Origin of the sequence: Arthrobacter sp. SLBN-122 (assembly GCF_006715165.1) — a bacterium.
In the GTDB taxonomy this organism is placed as follows: domain Bacteria; phylum Actinomycetota; class Actinomycetes; order Actinomycetales; family Micrococcaceae; genus Arthrobacter.
This window is the reverse complement of sequence record NZ_VFMS01000001.1, coordinates 4,164,433-4,188,797: the sequence shown is the minus strand read 5'-3', so window position 1 is coordinate 4,188,797 and position 24,365 is coordinate 4,164,433. Positions and strand designations below refer to the sequence as shown.

At 66.8% G+C, this 24,365-nt stretch carries 23 protein-coding genes; 22 read left to right on the top strand and 1 reads right to left on the bottom strand.

What is annotated here, in order from left to right:
• Positions 1 to 7 precede the first annotated feature (7 nt).
• The 9 genes from ruvX (at position 8) to nusB (ending at position 7,707) form a co-directional block, all read left to right on the top strand.
• Positions 8 to 607, top strand: coding sequence for a Holliday junction resolvase RuvX (ruvX, locus tag FBY36_RS19215; RefSeq protein ID WP_142122004.1), 600 nt, complete (start codon positions 8 to 10; stop codon positions 605 to 607).
• Positions 604 to 2,307, top strand: a complete 1,704-nt coding sequence (gene mltG, locus FBY36_RS19210) for an endolytic transglycosylase MltG (RefSeq protein ID WP_142122002.1) — start codon at positions 604 to 606, stop codon at positions 2,305 to 2,307. Before ruvX ends, mltG begins: the two co-directional genes overlap by 4 nt.
• Complete coding sequence (locus tag FBY36_RS19205; RefSeq protein WP_142122001.1) at positions 2,304 to 3,164, top strand: shikimate dehydrogenase; 861 nt, start codon at positions 2,304 to 2,306, stop codon at positions 3,162 to 3,164. Before mltG ends, FBY36_RS19205 begins: the two co-directional genes overlap by 4 nt.
• Positions 3,165 to 3,187: 23 nt before the next feature.
• Entirely contained in the window at positions 3,188 to 4,387 is a 1,200-nt protein-coding gene (gene aroC, locus FBY36_RS19200; RefSeq protein WP_142122717.1) for a chorismate synthase, read from the top strand.
• On the top strand, positions 4,387 to 4,956 hold the full coding sequence (locus FBY36_RS19195; protein WP_142121999.1) for a shikimate kinase: 570 nt from the start codon (positions 4,387 to 4,389) through the stop codon (positions 4,954 to 4,956). The genes aroC and FBY36_RS19195 overlap by 1 nt, the downstream gene beginning before the upstream one ends.
• Positions 4,953 to 6,044, top strand: a complete 1,092-nt coding sequence (gene aroB / locus FBY36_RS19190; protein WP_142121997.1) for a 3-dehydroquinate synthase — start codon at positions 4,953 to 4,955, stop codon at positions 6,042 to 6,044. The genes FBY36_RS19195 and aroB overlap by 4 nt, the downstream gene beginning before the upstream one ends.
• Positions 6,044 to 6,562: a tetratricopeptide repeat protein gene (locus tag FBY36_RS19185; RefSeq protein WP_142121995.1), complete on the top strand. Its 519-nt coding sequence runs from the start codon at positions 6,044 to 6,046 to the stop codon at positions 6,560 to 6,562. The genes aroB and FBY36_RS19185 overlap by 1 nt, the downstream gene beginning before the upstream one ends.
• A gap of 171 nt (positions 6,563 to 6,733) precedes the next feature.
• Positions 6,734 to 7,297 carry an elongation factor P gene (efp, locus tag FBY36_RS19180; protein ID WP_018769313.1) on the top strand — a complete coding sequence of 188 codons (564 nt, stop codon included), beginning with the start codon at positions 6,734 to 6,736 and terminating at the stop codon, positions 7,295 to 7,297.
• A complete protein-coding gene (gene nusB / locus FBY36_RS19175; protein WP_018761427.1) occupies positions 7,297 to 7,707 on the top strand; it encodes a transcription antitermination factor NusB in 411 nt (136 codons plus the stop codon). The genes efp and nusB overlap by 1 nt, the downstream gene beginning before the upstream one ends.
• A gap of 67 nt (positions 7,708 to 7,774) precedes the next feature.
• Here the strand turns inward: nusB and FBY36_RS19170 are convergent, their stop codons facing one another.
• The gene (locus FBY36_RS19170; protein ID WP_142121994.1) at positions 7,775 to 9,052 is read right to left on the bottom strand and encodes a PrsW family intramembrane metalloprotease; all 1,278 of its coding nucleotides are present in this window, start codon (positions 9,050 to 9,052) and stop codon (positions 7,775 to 7,777) included.
• Between the two features lie 179 nt (positions 9,053 to 9,231).
• Here FBY36_RS19170 and pyrR point away from each other — a divergent pair, with 179 nt between their 5' ends.
• The 13 genes from pyrR to FBY36_RS19105 all read left to right on the top strand — a co-directional run bounded on the left by pyrR (position 9,232) and on the right by FBY36_RS19105 (position 24,337).
• Positions 9,232 to 9,819, top strand: a complete 588-nt coding sequence (gene pyrR / locus FBY36_RS19165; RefSeq protein ID WP_056336647.1) for a bifunctional pyr operon transcriptional regulator/uracil phosphoribosyltransferase PyrR — start codon at positions 9,232 to 9,234, stop codon at positions 9,817 to 9,819.
• Complete coding sequence (locus FBY36_RS19160; RefSeq protein ID WP_142121992.1) at positions 9,816 to 10,844, top strand: aspartate carbamoyltransferase catalytic subunit; 1,029 nt, start codon at positions 9,816 to 9,818, stop codon at positions 10,842 to 10,844. The genes pyrR and FBY36_RS19160 overlap by 4 nt, the downstream gene beginning before the upstream one ends.
• A complete protein-coding gene (locus FBY36_RS19155) occupies positions 10,844 to 12,184 on the top strand; it encodes a dihydroorotase (protein WP_142121990.1) in 1,341 nt (446 codons plus the stop codon). Before FBY36_RS19160 ends, FBY36_RS19155 begins: the two co-directional genes overlap by 1 nt.
• Positions 12,184 to 12,702: a PH-like domain-containing protein gene (locus FBY36_RS19150; protein ID WP_142121987.1), complete on the top strand. Its 519-nt coding sequence runs from the start codon at positions 12,184 to 12,186 to the stop codon at positions 12,700 to 12,702. Before FBY36_RS19155 ends, FBY36_RS19150 begins: the two co-directional genes overlap by 1 nt.
• Positions 12,683 to 13,972 carry a glutamine-hydrolyzing carbamoyl-phosphate synthase small subunit gene (gene carA / locus FBY36_RS19145; RefSeq protein ID WP_442858253.1) on the top strand — a complete coding sequence of 430 codons (1,290 nt, stop codon included), beginning with the start codon at positions 12,683 to 12,685 and terminating at the stop codon, positions 13,970 to 13,972. Before FBY36_RS19150 ends, carA begins: the two co-directional genes overlap by 20 nt.
• Complete coding sequence (gene carB, locus FBY36_RS19140; protein ID WP_142121983.1) at positions 13,972 to 17,286, top strand: carbamoyl-phosphate synthase large subunit; 3,315 nt, start codon at positions 13,972 to 13,974, stop codon at positions 17,284 to 17,286. The genes carA and carB overlap by 1 nt, the downstream gene beginning before the upstream one ends.
• Positions 17,279 to 18,157 (top strand): orotidine-5'-phosphate decarboxylase, encoded by an 879-nt coding sequence (gene pyrF / locus FBY36_RS19135; protein ID WP_142121981.1) that lies wholly within the window; start codon positions 17,279 to 17,281, stop codon positions 18,155 to 18,157. Before carB ends, pyrF begins: the two co-directional genes overlap by 8 nt.
• Positions 18,158 to 18,267: 110 nt before the next feature.
• Positions 18,268 to 18,585, top strand: a complete 318-nt coding sequence (gene mihF / locus FBY36_RS19130) for an integration host factor, actinobacterial type (protein WP_026265771.1) — start codon at positions 18,268 to 18,270, stop codon at positions 18,583 to 18,585.
• Between the two features lie 45 nt (positions 18,586 to 18,630).
• Positions 18,631 to 19,224: a guanylate kinase gene (gene gmk / locus FBY36_RS19125; protein ID WP_142121979.1), complete on the top strand. Its 594-nt coding sequence runs from the start codon at positions 18,631 to 18,633 to the stop codon at positions 19,222 to 19,224.
• A gap of 15 nt (positions 19,225 to 19,239) precedes the next feature.
• The gene (rpoZ, locus tag FBY36_RS19120) at positions 19,240 to 19,500 is read left to right on the top strand and encodes a DNA-directed RNA polymerase subunit omega (protein ID WP_003800778.1); all 261 of its coding nucleotides are present in this window, start codon (positions 19,240 to 19,242) and stop codon (positions 19,498 to 19,500) included.
• Between the two features lie 38 nt (positions 19,501 to 19,538).
• Positions 19,539 to 20,771 carry a bifunctional phosphopantothenoylcysteine decarboxylase/phosphopantothenate--cysteine ligase CoaBC gene (gene coaBC / locus FBY36_RS19115; protein WP_142121977.1) on the top strand — a complete coding sequence of 411 codons (1,233 nt, stop codon included), beginning with the start codon at positions 19,539 to 19,541 and terminating at the stop codon, positions 20,769 to 20,771.
• A gap of 135 nt (positions 20,772 to 20,906) precedes the next feature.
• The gene (metK, locus tag FBY36_RS19110; protein WP_142031330.1) at positions 20,907 to 22,142 is read left to right on the top strand and encodes a methionine adenosyltransferase; all 1,236 of its coding nucleotides are present in this window, start codon (positions 20,907 to 20,909) and stop codon (positions 22,140 to 22,142) included.
• 110 nt (positions 22,143 to 22,252) lie between these two features.
• Positions 22,253 to 24,337 carry a primosomal protein N' gene (locus tag FBY36_RS19105; RefSeq protein ID WP_142121974.1) on the top strand — a complete coding sequence of 695 codons (2,085 nt, stop codon included), beginning with the start codon at positions 22,253 to 22,255 and terminating at the stop codon, positions 24,335 to 24,337.
• Positions 24,338 to 24,365: the final 28 nt, after the last annotated feature.

Here is a 24,365-nt window from a genome sequence, read left to right as displayed (position 1 = left end):
TCCAGTCATGACCAATCCTGTTGCTGCCGGCGGATACCCCCAGGGCGTCAAACTGGGGGTGGACGTCGGCACCGTACGGGTGGGGGTGGCGGTCTGCGACCGAGACTCCATCCTGGCCACGCCGTACAAGACCCTTGACCGGAACGCCAAAAAGAATTCGGACGTGCGCGTCATCGCCGGCCTGGCGGAGGAACTTGGGGCGGTGCAGGTCATCGTCGGACTGCCCAGGACGATGAAGGGCGAGGAACATGCCTCCGCAAGGATGGCCATGGACTACGCCCTGCTCCTCGCGGCCGAGTTTTCACGGCGCGGGCTTGCTGTCCCGGTGAACCTCGTGGACGAGCGCCTCAGCAGTGTCACGGCCCACCGGAACCTGCATGAAGCTGGCATGAGCAGCAGGGACCACCGTAAAGTAGTTGATCAGGTCGCGGCAGCGGGTATTCTTCAGCACGCCATCGACATGCAAAAAGCCAGGGGAGCCGATGTCGGCTCACGCGTGACAGCGCCATCCCCGTCCGTGGACCAGGGGACCGGTGGGGTGGACGAATCGGTCCGCGCCGCCCCCGCAGACACGGCACAATCTTCAGATAATGGAAGGCAACAGTGAGCCCTGCCAACATTGACGACGCCTCCGGCCCGCTGGATACCGGGGCCGGGAGGCCGTTGACCCGCAAGGAACTGCGGGCACGGGAGAAGACCCATACCGGTGGGCAGGACACCGTGCCCGAGCACGCCTACGAAACCGGCGACGTCCCGCCAGCCCCCGCCGCGCCGCCGGCCGTTGCGCCTCCCGCAGCGGAGCCCTCGTTTGCCCCGTTGCCCGGCGCCCGGGACGTACCGGCAGCGCCGGAAGCACCGCCGTCGATCCAGGATGAGCAGCACCCGGACACTTCCCACGCGAACGATGCCGCCGCGGATGCCCCCCACCCTCTTGAATCCCACGACGACGTCGAGCACCACGCCGCCGTCGAGCACCACGACGACGTTGCCTACGGGGACAGCGTGGCGTACCGGGCGGACGAGGTCCAGTACGCCGGCGTGCACCACGAAGCGGACCTGCACCACGGAGCCGGCGCGCACGACTACCAGGAAGTGCACCACGACCATGGCCACCACGCCGCCGGGTACCACGACGACGGCCACGTGGATGCGCCGCACCACGATGTCCAGCACCACGACGAACACCACTACGGTGCGGATCACGGACTGCTTCCCGGCTCATCGGCAGCCCAGGTAGTGCCGCGCCCATCGAAGAAGGTCCGGCGCCGCCGCAGGCTGCTGGCCCTGTTCCTGACGCTCGCTGTCTTCGTGATCGCCGTAGCCGTGGGAGCCCAGTTCCTCAAGCCCCTTCTCGGTAACGGCAAGCCGTCGGACTTCCCCGGTCCCGGAACGGGTGAGGTCCAAATAACGGTGGAGAGCGGCGAGGGAACCCGTTCAGTAGCCACCGACCTGGAAAACAAGCGTGTCGTTGCCAACGCGGATACCTTCATGCAGGCGTTCCATGCGTCCGGCGCCACGCTTGCGCCGGGCGACTACATCTTCAAAACCGAGATGAAGAACGCCGACGCGGTGAACATCCTGGTGGGCAAGGACAAGACGAAAGTCATCTACTTCGCCCTCAGCGCAGGCTTGAGGATCGGTGAATCCCTGCAGTCGATTTCGGAGGGATCCGGGATCTCCGTCCAGCAGCTGCAGGCCCTCAGCAACCAGCCGGCGCAGTTTGGCCTGCCCGCCAGCGCCAAGAACCTCGAGGGCTACCTGGCACCCGGGGAATACCGTTTCCCGCTGGAAACGCCAGCCAAGGACATCCTGCAGGCGCTGGTGAAGGCCACCACCGATGAGCTCGTGTCGCAGGGCATCACGGATCCGGCCAAGCAGTATGAGGCCGTCATCGTGGCCAGCATCGTCCAGGCCGAGGGCGGCCAGGCCGACTACGGCGACGTAGCGGGCGCCATTTACAACCGCCTCAAGCCGAACGACCAGACCGGCGGCTTCCTCCAGGTTGACTCCGCCGTCACGTACGGCCTTGGCACCCGCAGCTTCAACTTCACCGATGAACAGCGCCAGGACAAGTCCAACCCCTACAACACCTACGCCAATCCCGGCCTGCCGCCGGGGCCCATCGGTTCCCCGGGCAAGACCGCCATCGATGCAGCCGCCCGGCCCAAGGCCAATGATTACCTGTACTGGGTGACCATCAACCTGGACACCAAGGAAACCAAGTTCGCCAAGACCCTGGCCGAGCACAACGCCTACGTGGAGCAGTACAACGCCTGGTGCCAGGCCAACGCTGGCCGCTGCACATGAGCCTGCGGGCTGCCGTCCTGGGCCACCCGATCAGCCACTCGAAATCCCCGGCGCTGCATCTGTCGGCGTACGGGCAGCTCGGTGCAGGGATTAGCTATACGGCCATCGACGTCACGGAGGAGTTGCTGCCGTCCTTCATGCGCCAGATCCGCCACCAGCCCGGCTGGCGCGGACTCTCGGTCACGATGCCCCTGAAGACGGCGATGCTCGACGAGGTGGACGAGGTCCGGGGAGTGGCACAGACCCTGGGTGTGGTGAACACCGTTACGTTCGAGGAATCAGCCGGCGGTACCAGGGTGGTGGGCTCCAATACGGACGTCACCGGCATCGTCAACGCCCTTTGCCACGCCGGGACCCCGGCAGCACCTTCGGCAGTCATCCTGGGTGGGGGAGGGACGGCTGCTTCGGCGGTCGCTGCCCTGAAGGAACTCGGAACCGGAACGGTACAGCTGTTCGTCCGCGATACGTCACGGACAGCGGACGTCCGGGCGGCCGCCGACAGCCTGGGCGTTGCCCTCGAGGTCCATTCCCTAACGGAAGCCGCCCGCCCCACGTCGGAAGCCGACGTCGTGGTTTCCACCCTGCCGCCGCGTGCGGCAGACGGACTCGCCGCGGAACTTGCTGCGCTGAAGACGCCGACGCCGGGTGTGCTGCTCGATGTTGCCTACGATCCCTGGCCCAGCCTGATTGCCTCGGTATGGCAGGCCGGCGGCGGCCGGGTAGTGCCCGGCCTGGAAATGCTGCTGTACCAGGCCGTTGAGCAGGTGCGGCTCTTCACCCGGCGCGGGGAAGACGTTAATGCAGCTGTCATAGATGTGATGTGTGACGCAGTCGGCCTTGCCCGGCGGGCGTTCTGACCGCCCTACGTGGCAGGATGGAAATTATGCGTTGGTTGACTGCCGGTGAATCCCATGGCCCGGCTCTGATGGGAATTATTGAGGGCGTCCCCGCCGGTGTGGAAATCACCAGCGGGCACATCGCAGACTCCCTGGCCCGCCGCCGCCTTGGCTACGGCCGCGGTGCGCGGATGAAATTCGAGCAGGACGTCGTGACCATCCTCGGCGGTGTCCGGCACGGCATCACCCAAGGCGGTCCCGTGGCCATCCAGGTGGGAAACACCGAATGGCCCAAGTGGGAGCAGATCATGTCCGCCGACCCCGTGGCCGCCGAACTCCTCGCCGACCAGGCCCGTAACGCGCCTCTCACGCGCCCCCGCCCGGGACACGCCGACTTCACGGGCATGCAGAAGTACGGCTTCGACGAAGCCCGTCCGGTGCTTGAGCGCGCCAGTGCACGGGAAACAGCCACCCGCGTGGCGCTGGGCACCGTGGCGGCACAGTTCCTGAGGCACCTCGGCATTGAACTGGTCAGCCACACCGTGTCCATCGCCAGCGTGACGGTCCCGGAAGGCCGCCCGCTGCCGGCGCCGGGCGACGTCATCGCCCTGGATGCCGACCCCCTGCGCTGCTTCGACCGCGAAACCTCCAACGCCATGGTGGCCGAGGTGGACGCCGCGCACAAGGAAGGCGAGACGCTGGGCGGCGTGGTGGAGGTCCTGGCCTACGGCCTTCCGCCCGGACTTGGCAGCTACGTGCACTGGGACCGCCGGCTGGACGCCAGGCTCGCGGCCGCTCTCATGGGCATCCAGGCCATCAAGGGCGTGGAGGTGGGCGACGGCTTCCTTACCGCCGCCCGTCGCGGTTCTGCCGCCCATGATGAAATCGTCCGCGACGGCGAGGGCACGATTGTCCGCGCCAGCAACCGCGCCGGCGGCATCGAAGGCGGAATGAGCATCGGGGACGTCCTGCGCGTCCGCGCGGCCATGAAGCCCATCGCCACCGTACCGCGTGCCCTGCGGACCATTGATGTCAGCACCGGCGAACCGGCCAAGGCCCACCACCAGCGTTCCGACGTTTGCGCAGTCCCGGCCGCCGGCGTGGTGGCCGAGGCCATGGTGGCCCTGGTCCTCGCCGAAGCCGTCATCGAAAAGTTCGGCGGTGACTCAGTGGCGGAAACCGCGCGCAACATCAAGGGTTACCTGGACAACATCCCGGCATCCCTGGACTCGATCGGCCAGTAGTGCTCCACCGCAGCAACACCGGACCTGTCGGCGACCGGCCGATCGTGCTCATCGGCCCCATGGCCGTTGGCAAATCAGCGATCGGCCAGCAACTGGCGCAGCAGCTGGGCGCCCGGTTCGTTGACACGGATGCCGTGATCGTCGCCGGTCATGGATCCATCGCCGAAATCTTCGCCGGCCGCGGTGAACACGCCTTCAGGGAAATTGAGGCGCGGACCGTTGCCCACGCCGTCGAGGAAGCCGAAGGGACACCCACGGTTATCTCACTGGGCGGGGGAGCGGTACTGGACTCCGGGACCCAGCAGCTGATCAGCCGCTGCACGGTGGTGTACCTGGAATGCGATGCCGAAACGGTGGCGGACAGGATTGCCCGGAACTCCGGCAGGCCCCTCCTTGCAGGCGACGCCATGGGCCGCTGGACAGCAATGTTCGCCACCCGCAGGCCGGTCTACGAGCGGCTGGCCGACATCACCCTCGACGTCCGCCACGGCTCGATACCCGAGCTCGGCGGCCGGCTGGAAGCAGCACTGCGGAACCACGCAGCTGCCAAACAGGAAGTTGAAAAGTGAACACCCAATCAACAGTCATCAACGTCACCGGCGAAGGTGCCGGCAACAACTACGGCGTGGTCGTCGGGCGCGGCCTGCTGGGTGACCTTCCCGCGCTGCTCGGGGAGCGCGTCCGCCGGGTCCTGGTGATCCACCCCCGCGCCCTGCGCCTCACCGGTGACACCGTCCGCGATGAACTCGACGCCGCCGGCTTCACCTCCCTCACCGCCGAAATCCCCGACGCCGAAGAAGGCAAGCACATCCAGGTGGCGGCATTCTGCTGGCAGGTCCTGGGCCAGAACGACTTCACCCGCTCGGACGCCATCGTCGCCGTTGGCGGCGGGGCAGTGACCGACCTTGCAGGCTTCGTCGCCGCCACCTGGCTGCGCGGGGTCAAAGTCATCCACATGCCCACCAGCCTGCTGGCCATGGTGGACGCCTCCGTGGGCGGCAAGACCGGCATCAACACCGCAGAGGGCAAGAACCTCGTGGGGGCCTTCCACCCGCCCGCCGCCGTCCTGGCGGACCTGGATACCCTGGACACGCTGCCGAAGAATGAGATCATTTCCGGCCTGGCGGAGGTCATCAAGTGCGGCTTCATTGCCGATCCGGCCATCCTGGACCTGGTGGAAAAGGACCCGGAAGCTGTGGTGGACCCCCGCTCCGACGAGCTCAGGGAACTCATCGAGCGGGCCGTTGCGGTGAAGGCGAAAGTGGTTTCCGAGGACCTCAAAGAGTCCGGACTGCGGGAAATCCTGAACTACGGACACACCCTGGGGCACGCCATCGAACTGGTGGAGCGGTACTCTTGGCGGCACGGCGCCGCAGTGTCCGTGGGCATGATGTTCGCAGCGGAACTTGCCCGCAGCGTGGGGCGGCTCAGCGACGTCGACGCCGACCGGCACCGGAGCATCCTCGAAGGGCTTGGGCTCCCGGTCACCTACCGCCGGGACCGCTGGCAGGGCCTGCTCGACGGCATGCGCCGGGACAAGAAGTCCCGCGGGGACCTGCTGCGGTTCGTGGTGCTTGACGGCATCGCCAAACCGGGCATCCTCGATGTCCCGGACACCTCGCTGCTGTTTGCGGCCTACCAGGAAATCGCATCCTGATGCAGGGCGACATGAGCGGCACGTCCGACTGGCCCGAGGCGGGGTTCCCGGGAATCCGAATCAACCCCGATACCCTGCTGCCCCAGATCGTCAATGAGGATGTTGTGCGAGAGACATTGGGCACCTCAACGGACCCCGCCGACCATATCTTCGTGCTCCTGGTCCAGGGCCACGCGTCCGAGGCCGCCGAACTGCTGGCCGAGGCACGCTTCAAGGACCCGGAGTCGTTCCTGCTTCGCGTGTTCGAAGCCGAAGTGCTGAGCGTCACCCACCGCATGGACCGCGCCATTGAGCTGTTCCGCCAACTCCTGGCTGAAGCGCACGGCACACCGCGTGAAGCTCTCGCCCTCCAATACCTGGGCCGGACACAGTACGCCGCCGGCCAAACCTCCGCTGCGGTCGAATCCTTCACCCGCGCGCTCGATCTGCGGGTTGCGCAATCGGCCGATGCCGCCCAGATTTACTCCTCCACCGTGGCCCTCCAGCGGGCCAGGGACGTCCTGGACCTGGCCTGCTAGGCCGCAGGCAGCGGCCGCGGAAAGGCCGGCCCCGATTTACCGGTAGAATGGTTGTGGAATTTTTGCATCCACGCGATTTTTGACAAACACGTGCAGGCGGGCCGTTAAGGCGTGCCCGCCCGGCATACAGCATCTGACCACGCGGCCAGACAAAGAAACCAGAGGAAACCAGTGGCAACCACTAACGACATTAAGAACGGAACGGTCCTGAAGCTCGAGGGCCAGCTCTGGAACGTCATCGAATTCCAGCACGTCAAGCCCGGCAAGGGCGGCGCCTTTGTGCGGACCAAGATGCGCAACGTGATGTCCGGCAAGGTTGTTGACAAGACCTTCAACGCCGGCCTCAAGATCGAGACCGCCACCGTTGACCGCCGCGACTACCAGTACCTGTACCAGGACGGCGCGGACTTCGTGTTCATGGACACCTCAGACTACGACCAGATAACCGTCTCCGGTGCCACGGTTGGCGACGCCACCAACTTCATGCTCGAAAACCAGATGGTCAACATCGCCATCCACGACGGCAACCCGCTCTACATCGAACTGCCGCCGAGCGTCGTCCTCGAAATCACCTACACCGAGCCGGGCCTGCAGGGCGACCGCTCCTCCGCAGGCACCAAGCCTGCCACGCTGGAAACCGGCTACGAGATCCAGGTTCCGCTGTTCATCGAGAACAACACCAAGGTCAAGGTGGACACCCGCGACGGCAGCTACCTGGGCCGGGTCACCGAGTAGTGAGCGCCCGCGGTAAAGCCCGCAACAGGGCACTGGATGTTCTGTTCGAGGCGGAGCAGCGCTCTGTTTCGGCGTTCGACGTGCTTCGCGCACGCCGGGAAAAGACCGACCAGGTGGTCAACCCCTACACCTTGGAGATCGTCGAAGGCGTGGTGTCCCAGCAGGCAGCCATCGACGAGTTCCTGGAGACGTACTCGCAGGGCTGGAGCCTGGAGCGGATGCCCTCAGTGGACCGCATCATCCTGCGCATCGGCACCTGGGAGCTTCTTTACAACGACGACGTCCCGGACGGTGTGGCGGTCAGCGAGGCCGTAGCGCTGGCCAAGACGTTGTCGACGGACGAGTCCCCGCAGTTCATCAACGGCCTGCTGGGCCGGCTGCAGCAGCTGAAGCCTTCGCTGCTCGCGTAGCCTTTCCACCAAGCAACAGGGCCCCGCCATTTCGGCGGGGCCCTGTTTGCGTCCCGGCCGGTCCAGCTCAGCCCGCTACGGCCGCCCTCAGGGATACGATGCGCTGGAGCTGCTGCCTTTCCTCGGCCTGGTGCAGCGCAACGTCGCGTCCGCTCAGGATCCGCTGGCGGGTGTTGGCGAGCTGGGTGGCCGCCTTCACGAACTGTTTCATCTGGCGCTTCCTGCCCGAACCCGCAGCCCATGCCAGGACCGTCCGCCTGCCGCCGCGGGTGGCCAGCAACTGGACTTCGGCCGGTGTGAACCAGCCGGCCGCGGAGTACTCCAGCAGCCGCTGGCGGGTCAGGCGGTTCTCGGCCACCCGCAGGAAGATGATGCCGCCCACGGCCAGGAGGAAGATGGGCACCTGGACCAGGATGTAGTCCAGCAGAAATCCCTGGCCCATGCTGTTCCACCTGTTGTGCAGGAACATGGCCGGCAGCAGACCCACGAAAAAGGCGCCGATCGAAGCACCGGTATGCCAGCGCCTGGCAGCGAAGCCCATAATCAGGCCGGTGGTCCCGGTGAAAATCGCATGGGCGAACGGGGACATAACGCCGCGGAGGAAGAAGACCTGCGCAAAGTCGCTTGCCGGGGATGCCGATTCCGCAATGGCCCTGCCGAAATAGAGGATGTTTTCGGTGAAGGCGAACCCGCCGGCGATGGTGAAGGCGAACACCACGCCGTCCACGGGCCCGTCGAATTGCCGGCGCGCCGCGAGGAGGAGGATGAGCAGGCCAAGTGACTTGGCGAATTCCTCGACGATGGGTGCCTGCACGGTGGCCATGTAGGTCTGCAGGTCGGGCTCGTCAGTGAATTGGAAGGCGATCACAAAGAACGGCTGGATGAGCAGGGTCACGGCAACGGACACCGCAGCACCCCAGGTGAAGGCAAAGAACAGCAGCCGTTTAGGTTCAGGTTCCCACCTGTCGATGATGTGGACCGCGGCCAGGACCACCGACAGCGGGACCAGCGACGCCACGAAACCAATCAGGAAACCGCCGGCGCCGGTGTTGGAGAGCAGGAACGGCACCACCAGGAAGAGGCTCATGAAAGCCAGGATGCCGCCGGCAACCGTCAGCCCCACCAGCCCGCTGCGGGTCCGCGACGCCTGCAGGGCCGCGCCCTGGGCGCCCGGCGGCACCAAAACCGCCATCGGGCTGCCCTGGTGACCCGGCGCCGCGCGGTAGTGTTCGGGCTGCACGTGCCCCATCCAGCTGGGGTTGGCCTGCTGCGGCAGGGGACCGGTGGCACCACGGTAGGGATCGTCTGGGAGTCCGGAGGAAGGCTGCTGCGGATACATCGGCATACCCGAAAGCCTAAGCGGGGGCCACCGCAGCACAAAGGATCCAGCCGTCCGCGCCGTTCGGGGTGTGACCATCACCGCTTCCCCGGGGACCGGCCAGGCAGGGACCGTGTGGTAATTTTGAACAGCAAACATTCCTTTTTTAATTCCGTCCTGTGAGGCGGGGAAAGGGGAGACGAGCGTTGACTTCTGTCACCAGCGCACCGGTTCCAGCCAGGGTTGTCCTCAGCCAGGCGGACATTGACCGGGCCCTCACTCGTATCGCCCACGAGATCCTCGAAGCCAACAAGGGATCCCGCGACCTGGTCCTGTTGGGAATTCCCCGCCGCGGCTATCCGCTGGCTGTCCGGTTGGCCGAAAAAATTGCCGCCGCAGACTCCACCGTTGATGCCGCTGCCATAGTGGGCCAGCTCGACGTCACCATGTTCCGCGACGACCTCTCCCACCAGGGGACCCGGCCGCCGTACCCCACCAGGCTGCCCCGTACGGGCATCGACAACAAGGTTGTGGTGCTGATCGACGATGTCCTGTACTCCGGCCGCACCATCCGTGCTGCCCTGGACGCGCTGGTGGATCTTGGCCGTCCCCGCATCGTCCGGCTGGCAGTCCTGATCGACAGGGGCCATCGCGAACTTCCCATCCGGGCTGACCACGTGGGCAAGAACCTGCCCACCTCCTCCGCCGAAAAGGTCCGGGTCCGGCTCGAAGAGACAGACACCTCCGATGCCGGAACCCCGGTCAACGAAGTCGTGATCGAGGGCGGCGCATGAAGCACCTCCTGTCCACCGAGGACCTCAGCCTTTCGAACGCCATCCGCATCCTGGACACGGCCGAGGAAATGTCGGCCGTGGGGGAGCGGGAAGTCAAGAAGCTTCCGGCCCTGCGCGGACGCACCGTGGTCAACCTCTTCTTCGAGGACTCCACCCGCACCCGCATCTCCTTCGAAGCCGCCGCCAAGCGCTTGTCTGCGGACGTCATCAACTTCGCCGCCAAGGGATCCTCGGTATCCAAGGGTGAATCCCTCAAGGACACCGCCCAGACCCTGTCAGCCATGGGCGCCGATGCCGTGGTCATCCGGCATTGGGCGTCGGGCGCTCCACACCGCCTCGCCGCAACCGACTGGATCGACGCCGCCGTCATCAACGCCGGCGACGGCACCCACGAACACCCCACCCAGGCCCTGCTCGACGCTTTCACCATGCGTCGGCACTGGGCCCGCCTCGCCGGCACTGGTTCTGAAGGGACCGACCTCAAAGGCATGCGGGTAGCCATCGCCGGTGATGTCCTGCACTCCCGCGTGGCGCGGTCCAACGTGTGGCTGCTCCGGACCCTCGGGGCGGAAGTCACCCTGGTGGCGCCCCCCACCCTGCTGCCGGTCGGCGTCGAAAAATGGCCCTGCAGCGTCAGCTACGACCTGGACCAAACCCTGGCAAACGGCGTGGACGCCATGATGATGCTCCGCGTCCAGGGCGAACGCATGAACGCGTCGTTCTTCCCCAGCACCCGTGAATACTCGCGCCGGTGGGGCTTCGATGACAACCGGCTCCGCGCCCTGGACGACCTGGGCATGACGGACACCATCATCATGCACCCCGGCCCCATGAACAGGGGCCTGGAAATCAGCGCCGCCGCCGCCGACTCACCCCGTTCCACCGTCCTGGCCCAGGTCCGCAACGGCGTGTCCGTGCGGATGGCCGCACTGTACCTGCTGCTCTCCGGGGACACCCGGGAACCAGCCGCCCACCGCGTCCCGGCTTATGCCGCCGCCGCCCCGTCCACCAAGGAGAGCAACTGATGGCAGGCAACACCGGAACCTACCTCATCCAAGGCGCCGCCATCCTGGGCGGTGAGCCCGCCGACCTCCTGGTCCGCGACGGCATCATCGCCGAGATCGGCACCGGCCTGAGCGCAGACGGGGCCACCGTCATCGACGCCGCCGGCCTGGTGGCCCTGCCCGGCATGGTGGATGTGCACACGCACCTCCGCGAACCGGGCCGCGAAGACGCCGAGACCGTGGAGACCGGAACGCGGGCAGCGGCCCTTGGCGGCTACACGGCCGTGCACGCCATGGCCAACAGCACCCCGGTCGCGGACACCGCCGGCGTCGTGGAGCAGGTCTACACGCTGGGCCGGGCCGCCGGCTGGGTGGATGTCCGCCCCGTCGGCGCCGTCACCGTCGGCCTGGCAGGAGAGCAGCTGGCCGAACTGGGCGCCATGGCAGATTCCCGCGCCAGGGTGCGGATGTTCTCCGACGACGGCATCTGCGTCCACGATCCCGTGCTGATGCGCCGCGCGCTGGAATACGTCAAGGCGTTCGACGGCGTCGTGGCCCAGCACGCGCAGGAACCGCGCCTCACCGCCGGCGCCCAGATGAACGAGGGCGACGTCTCCGCGGTCCTGGGCCTCACCGGCTGGCCGGCGGTGGCCGAGGAAAGCATCATCGCCCGCGACGTCCTGCTGGCCCAGCACGTCGGCTCCCGCCTCCACGTGTGCCATGTGTCCACCGCCGGCTCGGTGGAAATCATCCGCTGGGCCAAGGAACGGGGCATTGACGTCACGGCCGAGGTTACCCCGCACCACCTGCTGCTGACCGATGACCTGGTGCGAAGCTACGACCCCGTGTTCAAGGTCAACCCGCCGCTGCGCACTGATGCCGACGTCCAGGCATTGCGTGCTGGACTGGCAGACGGGACGATCGACGTTGTGGGTACCGACCATGCACCGCACCCCAGTGAACACAAGGAATGCGAATGGGCTCAGGCAGCAATGGGCATGACCGGGCTTGAAACCGCCCTGTCCGTGGTCCAGCACGCCATGATCGACACCGGCCTCATGACCTGGGCGGACTTTGCCAGGGTCACCTCCACCGCGGCCGCGAAGATCGGCCGGCTGGGCGACCAGGGCCGGCCCATCGAAGCCGGGGAACCCGCCAACATCATCCTCGTGGACCCGGCGGCACGCTGGACCGTTGACCCCTTCCAGATGGCCACCATGGGCCGCAACTCGCCGTTCAAGGGCAGGGAGCTCCCCGGCAAGGTGATGGCCACCTTCTTCAAGGGGCACCCCACCGTCCTCAACGGCGAACTCAACACGCCCCACCCGGACTCCGCCGCAACCCCCGCAGGCGCTGCCTGATGGACAAGATCCTTCCCGGACTTGCCATGCTGGCGGTGGTCGCCGTCGTATTCGTCCTCCTCGCCATAGGCTGGCGCAACCGCCTGAAGCGCCAGTCCGACGTCGAACAGTTGCCCCAGGTGCCCGCCGCGCCCGGCGCGCCCACCGCCGTTGCCGAAGGACAGTACGTGGCCACCACCACGGCCGGCGACTGGCTGGACCGGATCGCCGTGCACGGGCTGGGCATCCGCACCAACGCCACCCTCGCGGTGTTCCCGCACGGCGTCCTCTACGAACGGTCGGGCGCGCCTGCCATCTATATCCCCGCATCGTCCCTCACGGGTGTCCGGCAGGACAGCGGCATGGCCGGGAAGTTCGTGGAAAAGGACGGCCTGCTGGTTCTCGGATGGACGCTCGGCGCGCACGGACTGGACACCGGCTTCCGGACCCGCCGCGGCGCCGACAAGGACGTGCTCTACCAGGCCCTTCAGGATTTGATTTCGTCAGCCCCAGCGGCTGGTGCCACCAGTGGAAAGTAAGACAGTGAAAGCGAATACATTGACAGCAACCACCTCCGCTCCGGCAACACTGGTTCTCGAAGACGGGCGCATTTTCCGCGGCACCAGCTACGGCGCCACCGGTACCGCCCTGGGCGAGGCCGTCTTCGCCACCGGAATGACCGGCTACCAGGAAACCATCACCGATCCGTCCTACGCCCGCCAGCTGGTGGTCCAGACGGCCCCGCACATCGGCAACACCGGCGTGAACGATGACGACGCCGAGTCCCGGCGCATCTGGGTGGCCGGCTACATTGTCCGCGACGCAGCCCGCCGGCCCTCCAACTGGCGCTCCGAACGGTCGCTGGACGAAGAACTTGTGGCCCAGGGCATCGTGGGCATCCAGGGCGTGGACACCCGCGCCATCACCCGGCACCTGCGCGAGCACAAGACCATGCGCGCCGGCATCTTCTCCGGCGAGGCAGCCCAGGCCACGGACAAGGAACTGGTCGACGCCGTCCTGGCCAGCGCGCCCATGGAAGGTTCGCGCCTGGCCGAGGAAGTCAGCGTGGACGAAGCCTACGTTGTGGAGCCGAAGGACCACGGCTGGGACGGTGAACCCCGCTTCACCATCGCGGCGATCGACCTCGGCATCAAGGCCATGACCCCGGTCCGGTTCGCCGAGCGCGGTGTCCGCGTCCACGTGCTTCCCGCCACCGCCACTCTTGAGGACGTGAAGGCCGTCAACCCGGACGGCTTCTTCATGTCCAACGGCCCCGGTGACCCCGCCACGGCCGATGCCCAGGTCAAGCTGCTGCGCTCGGTCCTGGACGAGAAGCTGCCTTACTTCGGCATCTGCTTCGGCAACCAGATCCTGGGCCGCGCACTGGGCTTTGGCACCTACAAGCTCCGCTACGGCCACCGCGGCATCAACCAGCCCGTGATGGACCGCCGCACCGGCAAGGTGGAGATCACCTCCCAGAACCACGGCTTTGCCGTGGACGCCCCGCTCGACGGCGCCACACAGGCCCCGGAGGCACGCTACGGACGTGTGGAAGTGAGCCACATCAGCCTGAACGACGACGTCGTAGAAGGCCTCGCCTGCCTGGACATCCCGGCGTTCTCCGTGCAGTACCACCCGGAAGCCGCGGCCGGCCCGCACGACGCCGCCTACCTGTTCGACCGCTTCATCGAGCTCATGGACGGCACGCGGGACGGCAGGAACGCCAACCTTTCCAAGGAGCCCGTGGACGCCGCCCACCCTGCAGGCGCTGACCACAAAAACGACAACAAGACTGAGGACAAGAAGTAATGCCGAAACGTACAGATCTCAAGAGCGTCCTCGTCATTGGTTCCGGCCCGATCGTCATCGGCCAGGCCGCAGAGTTCGACTACTCCGGCACCCAGGCGCTGCGCGTCCTCAAGGAGGAAGGCCTGCGCGTCATCCTCGTGAACTCCAACCCGGCCACCATCATGACCGACCCCGAGTTCGCCGACGCCACTTATGTCGAGCCCATCACCCCTGAGGTGGTGGAGAAAATCATCGCGAAGGAACGCCCCGACGCCGTCCTGCCCACCCTCGGTGGCCAGACTGCGCTGAACACCGCCATTGCCCTGGACAAGAACGGTGTGCTCGAGAAGTACAACGTGGAGCTCATTGGTGCCAACATCGCGGCCATTGAACTTGGCGAGGACCGCGAAAAGTTCAAGGGCGTGGTGGAACGCTGCGGCGCTGAATCCGCCCGCAGCCACATCATCCACACCATGGATGAGGCCCTCACGGCAGCCACCGACCTGGGCTACCCCATGGTGGTCCGCCCCTCCTTCACCATGGGCGGCCTGGGCTCCGGCCTGTCCTACAACGAGGAGGACCTGCGCCGTATCGTCGGACAGGGCCTGCAGTACAGCCCCACCAGCGAGGTATTGCTCGAAGAGAGCATCCTGGGCTGGAAGGAATACGAGCTCGAGATGATGCGGGACAAGAACGACAACGTCGTTGTGGTCTGCTCCATCGAGAACTTCGATCCCGTGGGCGTGCACACCGGCGACTCCATCACGGTGGCTCCGGCGCTGACCCTTACCGACCGCGAATACCAGAAGCTCCGCGACGTTGCCATCGCCGTGATCCGTGAAGTGGGCGTGGACACCGGCGGCTGCAACATCCAGTTCGCCATCGATCCCAAGACCGGCCGCGTGGTGGTCATCGAGATGAACCCCCGCGTTTCCCGCTCCTCGGCACTGGCATCCAAGGCCACCGGCTTCGCCATCGCCAAGATCGCCACCAAGCTCTCGCTTGGCTACACCCTGGACGAGATCCCCAACGACATCACCCAGAAGACCCCCGCGTCCTTCGAGCCCACCCTGGACTACGTGGTGGTCAAGGTCCCGCGGTTCGCTTTCGAGAAGTTCCCGGCAGCGGACGATACCCTCACCACCACCATGAAGTCGGTGGGCGAGGCCATGGCCATGGGCCGCAACTTCACCGAGGCACTCCAGAAGGCGCTGCGCTCCCTCGAGCAGAAGGGCTCGCAGCTGGACTTCAGCAGCGTTCCCGAATGGGAAGTCGCCGAGCTGATCGAGAAGGCCAAGCGCCCCACCACCGGGCGCCTGCACCAGGTCCAGCGTGCCCTCCTGGGCGGCGCCACCGTGGAACAGCTCTTCGAAGCCACCAAGATCGATCCGTGGTTCCTTGACCAGCTCCAGCTGCTCAACGAGATCTCCCACGAGGTCCGCCAGGCCGGCGCCCTGACCGCTGAGATGCTCAAGCGGGCCAAGCGCCACGGCTTCTCCGACGAACAGATCGGCGCCCTGACGCACAACTCCGAGGCAGTGGTCCGCGGTGTCCGCCAGGCACTGGGCATCCGCCCGGTCTACAAGACCGTGGACACCTGCGCCGCCGAATTCGCCGCCTACACCCCGTACCACTACTCGGCCTACGACGAGGAGGACGAGGTTGCGCTGCACTCCAAGCCGTCCATCCTGATCCTCGGGTCCGGCCCCAACCGCATCGGCCAGGGCATCGAGTTCGACTACTCCTGCGTCCACGCCTCTATGGCGCTGCGCAAGGCCGGCTACGAGACCGTCATGGTCAACTGCAACCCGGAAACCGTCTCCACCGACTACGACGTCTCCACGCGCCTGTACTTCGAGCCGCTCACGCTTGAGGACGTGCTGGAGGTCATTGCGGCCGAGGAACGCACCGGCGGCGTCATGGGCGTGTTCGTCCAGCTCGGCGGCCAGACCCCGCTGAAGCTCGCCCAGCAGCTGGCCGACGCCGGCGTCCCGATCCTGGGCACCTCACCGGAGGCCATCGACCTCGCCGAGCACCGCGGCGCCTTTTCGCGGGTGCTGGACAAGGCCGGCCTGGTGGCGCCCAAGAACGGCACCGCCGTCTCCTTCGAGGACGCCAAGAAGATCGCTGACGAGATCGGCTATCCCGTCCTGGTCCGCCCGTCCTACGTGCTCGGCGGCCGCGGCATGGAAATCGTCTACGACGAGCCCAACCTCTCCCGCTACATCGCCAACGCCACCGAGATCACCCCGGACCACCCGGTACTGATCGACCGCTTCCTGGAGGACGCCGTCGAAATCGACGTCGACGCCCTCTACGACGGCACCGACATGTACCTGGGCGGCATCATGGAACACATCGAGGAAGCCGGCATCCACTCCGGTGACTCCGCCTGCGTCCTGCCGCCGATCACCCTGGGGAGCAACGTCGTCGAACGCGTCCGCACCGCAACCCGCGCCATTGCTGAAGGTGTGGGCGTGCGCGGCCTGATCAACATCCAGTTCGCGCTGGCCTCGGACGTCCTGTACGTCCTGGAAGCCAACCCCCGCGCCTCCCGGACCGTGCCCTTCGTGTCCAAGGCCACCGGTGTGCAGATGGCCAAAGCCGCGGCCCTCATCGGCACCGGCGTGACCATCGGACAGCTCCGCAGCGCCTACAAGATGCTGCCGGAAACCGGCGACGGCTCCACGCTGCCGCTGGACGCGCCCGTCGCCGTCAAGGAAGCCGTCCTGCCGTTCAGCCGGTTCCGGACCCTTGAAGGCAAGGTGGTGGACTCCCTGCTCGGCCCCGAGATGCGCTCCACCGGCGAGGTCATGGGCATCGACAAACACTTCGACACCGCCTTCGCCAAGAGCCAGGCCGGGGCCAACAATGCCCTGCCTACCGAGGGCAAGGTGTTCGTCTCCGTGGCCAACCGGGACAAGCGCTCGGTCATCATGGGCGTCAAGCGGCTCTCGGACCTCGGGTTCGAGATCGTCTCCACCGGCGGCACCGCCGACGTCCTGCGCCGCAACGGCATCCAGGCCACCCCGGTGCGCAAGGTTGCCGAGGGCAGCAGCGCCGAGGGCGAAGGCACCATCGCGGACCTCATCGTGGCCGGCGAGATCGACATGGTCTTCAACACCCCCTCCGGCGGCGAAGCCCGCAGCGACGGCTACGAACTGCGCGCCGCAGCAACGTCCATCGGCATTCCGTGCATCACCACGGTGGCCGAGTTCAACGCCGCCGTCCAGGCCATCGAAGCCATGCGCACCTATGAATGGTCCGTCACCAGCCTGCAGGAGCACGCCGCCGCACTGGCGGAATCACAGAAAGCCGCCCTGCAGCATGCCTGAGCAGGCATCAGGCAACAGCCCGGTATCCACCGCCGGCCGGGAGTCCTTCGGCTCCCGGCTCGGCGCGGCCATGGCCGCCCGCGGCCCGCTCTGCGTGGGCATCGACCCGCACCCGGCACTGCTGAAGAGCTGGGGACTGGACGACGACGCCGCCGGGCTTCGGCGCTTTTCCCTGACGGTCCTGGAGGCGGTGGCTCCGCTCGCTGCCGCGGTAAAGCCGCAGGTGGCACTTTACGAACGCCACGGGTCAGCCGGCATGGCGGTACTGGAGGAAATCCTGGCCACCGCCCGGGACGAGTCTGTCCTGAGCATCGCCGACGCCAAACGCGGCGACATCGGATCCACCATGGCCGCCTATGCCGACGCCTGGCTGCGGGACGAGTCCCCGCTGGCGGCGGACTCCGTCACGCTGAGCCCCTACCTTGGCTTCGAGTCGCTGCGCCCCGCGCTGGACCTCGCGGCCGAAACCGGACGCGGTGTCTTCGTGCTGGCACTGACTTCCAACCCTGAAGGAGCTTCGGTCCAGCATGTTGGCGGAAGGGATTCCGTGGCGCGCAGGATCACATCTGCGGCAGCGGCGGAAAACTCCCGGTACGGGGGCAACCTGGGCTCCGTGGGCCTGGTGGTCGGCGCCACCGTGGGGTCAGCTTTGACGGATCTGGATATGGATCTCGCTGCCGTCCGCGGTCCCATCCTGGCGCCCGGCCTGGGAGCGCAGGGGGCCACGCCGGCGGACCTTCGGGCCACCTTCGGCGACGCCTACCCGCTGGTCCTGGGAACCTCCAGCCGCGACATCCTTTCGGCAGGTCCGCAGGTCCGCGGCCTGCGGGAGGCCGCCCTGCGCACGCTGGACGGGCTGCGCGGACAATAGGCTGCAATTGCTGGGATGCATTGATTCGGGCTGCACCAGAGGGTAGTTTCAGGACAGGTCCAAGGGCGGCCGCCCTTGGATGAAATCCGCCGAATCCGGGGGTGTCCGTGATGGTCCTGCGACCTCTTTCCGCATCTGAACGGGCCGACGCCCTGGGCAAGGCAGCAGCGGCCAGGGCCACCCGTGCCGCAGCAAAGGAAAGCCTTCGGAACGGCGACAGGTCCGCAGCGGACATCATCAGCTCCGCCCTGGAGGACGACGCGCTGGCACGCATGAAGGTCTCGGAACTGCTCGAGGCCCTTCCCGGCATCGGGAAGGTGCGGGCTGCCGCCATCATGCAGCAGCTTGGCATCGCGGCGTCCCGCAGGGTCCGGGGCCTGGGCGTCCACCAACGCCGGGCGCTGGTAGATTTTATAGATGAGCATTGAGGCAGGCGGCGTCCTGTCTTTCCCCAACTGCGGCAAAAGGAATACGTGAGCAAGAAACCTGGACTGACAGTCCTCGCAGGTCCGACGGCTGTTGGCAAAGGCACCGTGTCCACTTACATCCGTGACAACTACCCCGAGGTCTGGCTTTCCGTTTCGGCCACCACGCGGGCGCCCCGGCCAGGGGAGGTGGATGGCGTCCACTACTTCTTCAAGACTAAGGACGAGTTCGAACAGCTCATCGCCGACGGCGAACTTCTTGAGTGGGCCGTCGTCCACGGGCAGAACACCTACGGCACCCTGAAGAGCACCGTGAACCAGGCCATTGCAGAGGGCCGCTCCGTGCTGCTCGAGATCGACCTGCAGGGTGCGCGCCAGGTAAAGGAAGCCGTCCCGGACGCCCAGTTCGTCTTCCTGGCCCCGCCCACCTGGGACGAGATGGTCCGCCGGCTGGTGGGCCGCGGCACCGAAACACCCGAAGAACAGCAGCGGCGCCTGGAAACCGCTAAACTGGAACTTGCTGCTGAACCGGAGTTCGACCACACCGTCATCAATGACGACGTCCGCCGGGCAGCGGACGAGCTTGTTTCACTCATGGGGCTGACACCGCATCCACAGCTGCCGGAACCGTCAGCCCGCTAGGAATTTGGAGAATTCGTGTCCACGAACCTTGAAGGCATCATCAACCCGCCGATCGACTCGCTGCTTGAGGCAGCCGACTCCAAGTACGGCCTGGTGATCTTCGGTGCCAAGCGTGCTCGTCAGATCAACGCCTACTACGCCCAGCTGCACGAGGGCCTGTTCGAATACGTCGGACCCCTGGTTGACACCAAGCTGAACGAAAAGTCGCTGTCCATCGCGCTGCGCGAGATCAACGAAGGCAAGCTGGTTTCCACGCCGATCGAAGCTGCAGAGTAATCCTGCCGCTGAACTGACTTGCTGTTGACGGAGGTCACGTGCGCATAGTCCTCGGAGTCGGGGGAGGGATCGCCGCCTACAAGGTGGCATCGCTCCTCCGGCTTTTTACTGAAGCCGGCCATGACGTCACGGTGATTCCCACTGAGGCGTCCACCCGCTTCATCGGAACCGCCACCTGGGAGGCGCTGTCCGGAAACCCGGTGAGCAACAGTGTTTTCGATGACGTGCACCTGGTCAACCACGTGCGCCTCGGCCATGAGGCAGACCTGGTGGTGGTGGCACCCGCCACGGCGGACCTCCTGGCGAAGGCTGCCACCGGCCAGGCTGGGGACCTGCTCACCAACACCCTGCTGATGGCCCACGGCCCGGTGCTGTTCGCCCCCGCGATGCACACCGAAATGTGGCAGCATGCAGCCACCCGGGCCAACGTGGAAACGCTCCGCAGCCGCGGAGCCGCTGTCCTGGAGCCGGCCTCGGGAAGGCTGACCGGCGCCGACTCGGGCCCCGGCAGGCTTCCGGAACCCCAGGTGATCTTCGACGCAGCCATGGCCCTGCTGCAGGGACAGGGCGATTACCAGCTGCCCCTTGCCGGCCGCACCGTCACCATCAGCGCCGGCGGAACCCGCGAACCCCTGGACCCCGTGCGCTTCCTCGGCAACCGCTCCTCCGGCAAACAGGGGGTGGCACTTGCCGTCGCAGCACGCAACGCGGGCGCTTCCGTACGGTTGCTGGCAGCCCACATGGACGTTCCACCGCCGGCGGGCGTGGAAGTGGTGCGCGTGGAGACGGCCCTGCAACTCCGGGAAGCCGCACTGCACGCCGCTGCCGTGTCCGACGTCGTCATCATGTCCGCAGCCGTGGCCGATTTCCGCCCGGCCGAAGTATCGGACACCAAGATCAAGAAGCGGGACGACACCGCCGATCCCGTCATCACCCTGGTCCGAAACCCCGATATTTTGCAGGAGCTCGTGGAGCAGCGCACCGTCGGTGCCGCCGGGGCCGGGCAACTCATCGTCGGTTTCGCGGCCGAAACGGGGGACAGCGACGGCGACGTCCTGGCGTATGCGGAAGCAAAACTGCAGCGGAAGGGCTGCGACCTGCTGGTGGTGAACCACGTGGGCACGGACAAGGTCTTCGGGCAGGACTCCAACTCGGTGGTCATCCTCTCGCGCTCCGGTTCCGAACCACAGGAAGCGTCAGGAACCAAGACAGAGGTTTCGGAAGCCATCATCCGCCGCATCAGTTTTGAACTGAACCATGTTTCCTTGTGACCTGAACCGGGTTTCCTTCAACTGAACCTGTTTCAGCGCCCGCCTGAAGTGTTTCCGGCCACCTTTGCTTAGCACGGGGACATCTACAGACTGCTCCCTGACGGGAGTGCCGACACCAACCAGTAAGGTAGTTGAGTGACTTTACCGCTGCACCTTCCCCAGACCCATGGGGCCACGCCCTCCGCGCTCCGGCTGTTCACGTCCGAATCGGTCACTGAAGGCCATCCGGACAAGATCTGCGACCAGATCAGTGACGCCATCCTGGATGCGCTGCTGGCCGCGGACCCCGAGTCCCGCGTGGCCGTGGAGACCATGGCCACCACGGGCCTGGTGCACGTGGCAGGCGAAGTCACCACCGACGCCTACGTCGAAATCCCGCAGATCGTCCGCGAGACCATCCTGGGCATCGGGTACGACTCCTCGGCCAACGGCTTCGACGGTGCCCGCTGCGGCGTATCAGTCTCCATCGGCCAGCAGTCCAACGACATCGCCGGCGGCGTGTTCAACTCTCTTGAGGCACGCGAAGGCCGGCAGGAGGACGACTATGACCTCCAGGGTGCCGGCGACCAGGGCCTGATGTTCGGCTATGCCAGCGACGAAACCCCCTCCTACATGCCAACGCCCATCTGGCTGGCCCACCGGCTCTCCGAACGGCTCACCGAGGTCCGCAAGACCGGCCAGCTGCCGTACCTCCGCCCCGACGGCAAGACCCAGGTGACGGTGGGCTACGACAAGGACGTGCCCGTGTCCGTGGAAACGGTGGTGATTTCCAGCCAGCACGCCGAGGGCGCAAGCCTCGAGCAGCTGCGCGCTGACCTCGCCGCCGTCGTCATTGAACCCGTCCTCGCCGGCGCCAACCTGGACATCTCCCGGGCGGCCAACATCCTTAACCCGGCCGGTGAATTCGTGATCGGCGGCCCGGTGGGCGACGCCGGCCTCACCGGCCGGAAGATCATCGTTGACACGTACGGCGGCATGGCCCGCCACGGCGGCGGAGCCTTCTCCGGCAAGGACCCCTCCAAGGTGGACCGCTCGGCCGCCTACGCCATGCGCTGGGTTGCCAAGAATGTTGTGGCTGCCGGACTGGCCAAGCGCGCCGAGATCCAGATCGCCTACGCCATCGGCCAGGCCCGCCCCGTGGGAACCTACGTTGAAACCTTCGGCACCGAAACCGTGGATCCTGCGCGCATCAGCGCCGCGATCGCGGAGATCTTCGACCTTCGGCCCCGCGCCATCATCGACGCCCTCGACCTGAAGCGGCCCATTTACGCCAAAACTGCTGCGCATGGACACTTCGGCCGGGATGAGCCCGACTTCACCTGGGAACGCCTGGACCGGGTGGACGAGCTCAAGGCATTCTTCAACGCCTAGTCCACTCCCGCCCAGGGCGGAAGCACAATCACCCAGGCCGGAAGTCCAATGTCAGTGCCCGGTGCTTGGCTGTTCCTGTCCAACCCGGCCGCTGAACGGAGGTAACTGCCATGGCTCCTGACAGTTCCGTCCAGCCCTCACTGCTGCAGGGTTTCCCCACACGGCAGACGCCGGGCGGCCTTGACCTGGCGGAGCAACTTCCGGTGGCGCGGGTCCTCATTGAGTCCCCGCTGCCGCATCTGGACCGCCCCTTCGACTACGCAATCCCGGTTGCACTTGACCAGGCGGCCCAGCCGGGAGTCCGGGTCAAGGTCAAGTTCAACGGCCAGGACCTCAGCGGATTCCTCCTTGAACGTGTGGCGCAGTCCGACGCCGGGCACACCCTGGTGCCCCTGGCAAAAGTCGTGTCCCCGGTTCCGGTCCTCACGCCCGCCGTCAGGGACCTCGCCCACGCCGTCGCTGCCCGCTACGCAGGGACGGTCAGCGATGTCCTGCGCCTCGCCGTACCACCCCGGGTCGCCAGGCTGGAAAAGGATTACCCCGGCTCCCTGGACCCCGCGGAGGGAGAGGGCACCCAACCCCCGCCCGGCACCGTCGGCTCTTCAGCCTGGACCGCCTACCGCACCGGTGCCGCGTTCCTCCGGCACCTGGCCAGCGGGGGATCCCCGCGCGCCGCCGTCAACCCGCTGCAGGGCTATGGTACCGCCGGTTGGCCGGCCATGCTTGCCCAGGCCGCTGCCGCAGCTTATGCCTCCGGCAGGGGCGCGCTGCTGGTGGTTCCCGACTACCGGGACCTCGACCGGCTGGAGCAGGCACTCAAGGACCTGGTACCTGGGACGGCCGTGGCCAGGCTCACGGCCGACGACGGCCCCACACCCCGGTACCGGAGCTTCCTGCGCCTGCTCGCAGGCACGGCCACCATCGCCATCGGTACGCGCTCAGCGGCCTTCGCGCCGGTGCGGCACCTGGGGCTCGTCGCGTGCTGGGACGACGGCGACGACCTCCACATCGAGCAGCGCGCACCGTACGCCCATGCCCGGGAAGTCCTGCTCCTTCGGGCCGAGCAGGAAAATACTGCCTGCCTCCTTGCAGGGCATGCACGCAGCACCGAGGTCCAGCGGCTGGTGGAAGCCGGGTGGGCCGTCCCGGTAGCAACCGAGCGTGCCACCGTCCGCAGGACTGTTCCACGCGTCCTCAGCACTGCCGACAGCTTCGAGCAGGAACGGGACCCGCTGGCAACCATCGCGCGGCTGCCGCACGCAGCATGGCAGGCCGCCAAGGAGGGACTCGAGCGCGGTCCCGTCCTGGTCCAGGTTGCCAGGGCAGGGTACGCGCCCTCGCTGGTGTGCGAAGCATGCCGGGAACCGGCCCGCTGCGGTAACTGCCAGGGACCCTTGGCGCTGGCCGGCACCTCCGCCCTGCCGCAGTGCCGGTGGTGTTCCACCCCGGCCCCGGACTGGAAGTGCTCCCACTGCGGCGGCCGGCAGCTCCGGAAAGGGGCCACCGGAGTCCTGCGCACCGCCGAGGAGCTTGGCCGGGCGTTTCCCGGCACAACGGTCATCACCTCGTCAGGGGACCAGGTAAAGACCACAGTAGGCACGGGCAAGGCGCTGGTGGTGGCAACGGTGGGGGCCGAACCGGTCGCGGAGGCCGGATATGCCGCCGCCCTGCTGCTGGACGGGGATTCCCTGCTGCGCCGGGAAACCCTCCGCGCGGGCGAAGACACCGTGCGCCGCTGGTTCAACGCCGCTGCCCTGGTGCGCCCCGCCCCGGACGGCGGGCTGGTGGTGGTCACCGCAACGGAGACCGCCGGCACCGGCGCCCTGCTGCGATGGGACCCGGCCGGCTATGCGCAGCGGGAGCTGTCCCTCCGCGTGGAACTGCAGCTTCCCCCGGCGGTCCGGATTGCCTCTGTCACCGGGCCGCGCGCCGCCGTCGAACACTACACTGGAGCCGTGGAAGCGGACCTTGCCCGCACGGGCATAACAGTCCGCGCCGCGGGCCCGGCGCCGCTCCTGCTGACCGCACCCCCCTCCGGCAGGCGCTCGGCCGAGGACGTGCGGACACTGCTGTTCTTTCCTTACGGCCAGGCCACCGCCGTCGTCCGTGTCCTGCGGGTGACCCGCGCAGCCGTGGCCGCCAAACGGGCCACGGACCCCGTGCAGCTGCGCCTGGACGGTGTTGACGTCCTGTAACTGTTGACGTCCTCTAAGTGGTGACGTC

Bases quoted from the DNA above. Each gene is read 5' to 3' on its own strand.
- ruvX (WP_142122004.1), top strand. From the start codon at position 8: ATGACCAATCCTGTTGCTGCCGGCGGATACCCCCAGGGCGTCAAACTG.
- FBY36_RS19205 (WP_142122001.1), top strand. From the start codon at position 2,304: ATGAGCCTGCGGGCTGCCGTCCTGGGCCACCCGATCAGCCACTCGAAA.
- FBY36_RS19185 (WP_142121995.1), top strand. From the start codon at position 6,044: ATGCAGGGCGACATGAGCGGCACGTCCGACTGGCCCGAGGCGGGGTTC.
- FBY36_RS19170 (WP_142121994.1), bottom strand. From the start codon at position 9,052: ATGCCGATGTATCCGCAGCAGCCTTCCTCCGGACTCCCAGACGATCCC.
- FBY36_RS19160 (WP_142121992.1), top strand. From the start codon at position 9,816: ATGAAGCACCTCCTGTCCACCGAGGACCTCAGCCTTTCGAACGCCATC.
- FBY36_RS19155 (WP_142121990.1), top strand. From the start codon at position 10,844: ATGGCAGGCAACACCGGAACCTACCTCATCCAAGGCGCCGCCATCCTG.
- FBY36_RS19150 (WP_142121987.1), top strand. From the start codon at position 12,184: ATGGACAAGATCCTTCCCGGACTTGCCATGCTGGCGGTGGTCGCCGTC.
- carB (WP_142121983.1), top strand. From the start codon at position 13,972: ATGCCGAAACGTACAGATCTCAAGAGCGTCCTCGTCATTGGTTCCGGC.
- pyrF (WP_142121981.1), top strand. From the start codon at position 17,279: ATGCCTGAGCAGGCATCAGGCAACAGCCCGGTATCCACCGCCGGCCGG.
- mihF (WP_026265771.1), top strand. From the start codon at position 18,268: ATGGTCCTGCGACCTCTTTCCGCATCTGAACGGGCCGACGCCCTGGGC.
- FBY36_RS19105 (WP_142121974.1), top strand. From the start codon at position 22,253: ATGGCTCCTGACAGTTCCGTCCAGCCCTCACTGCTGCAGGGTTTCCCC.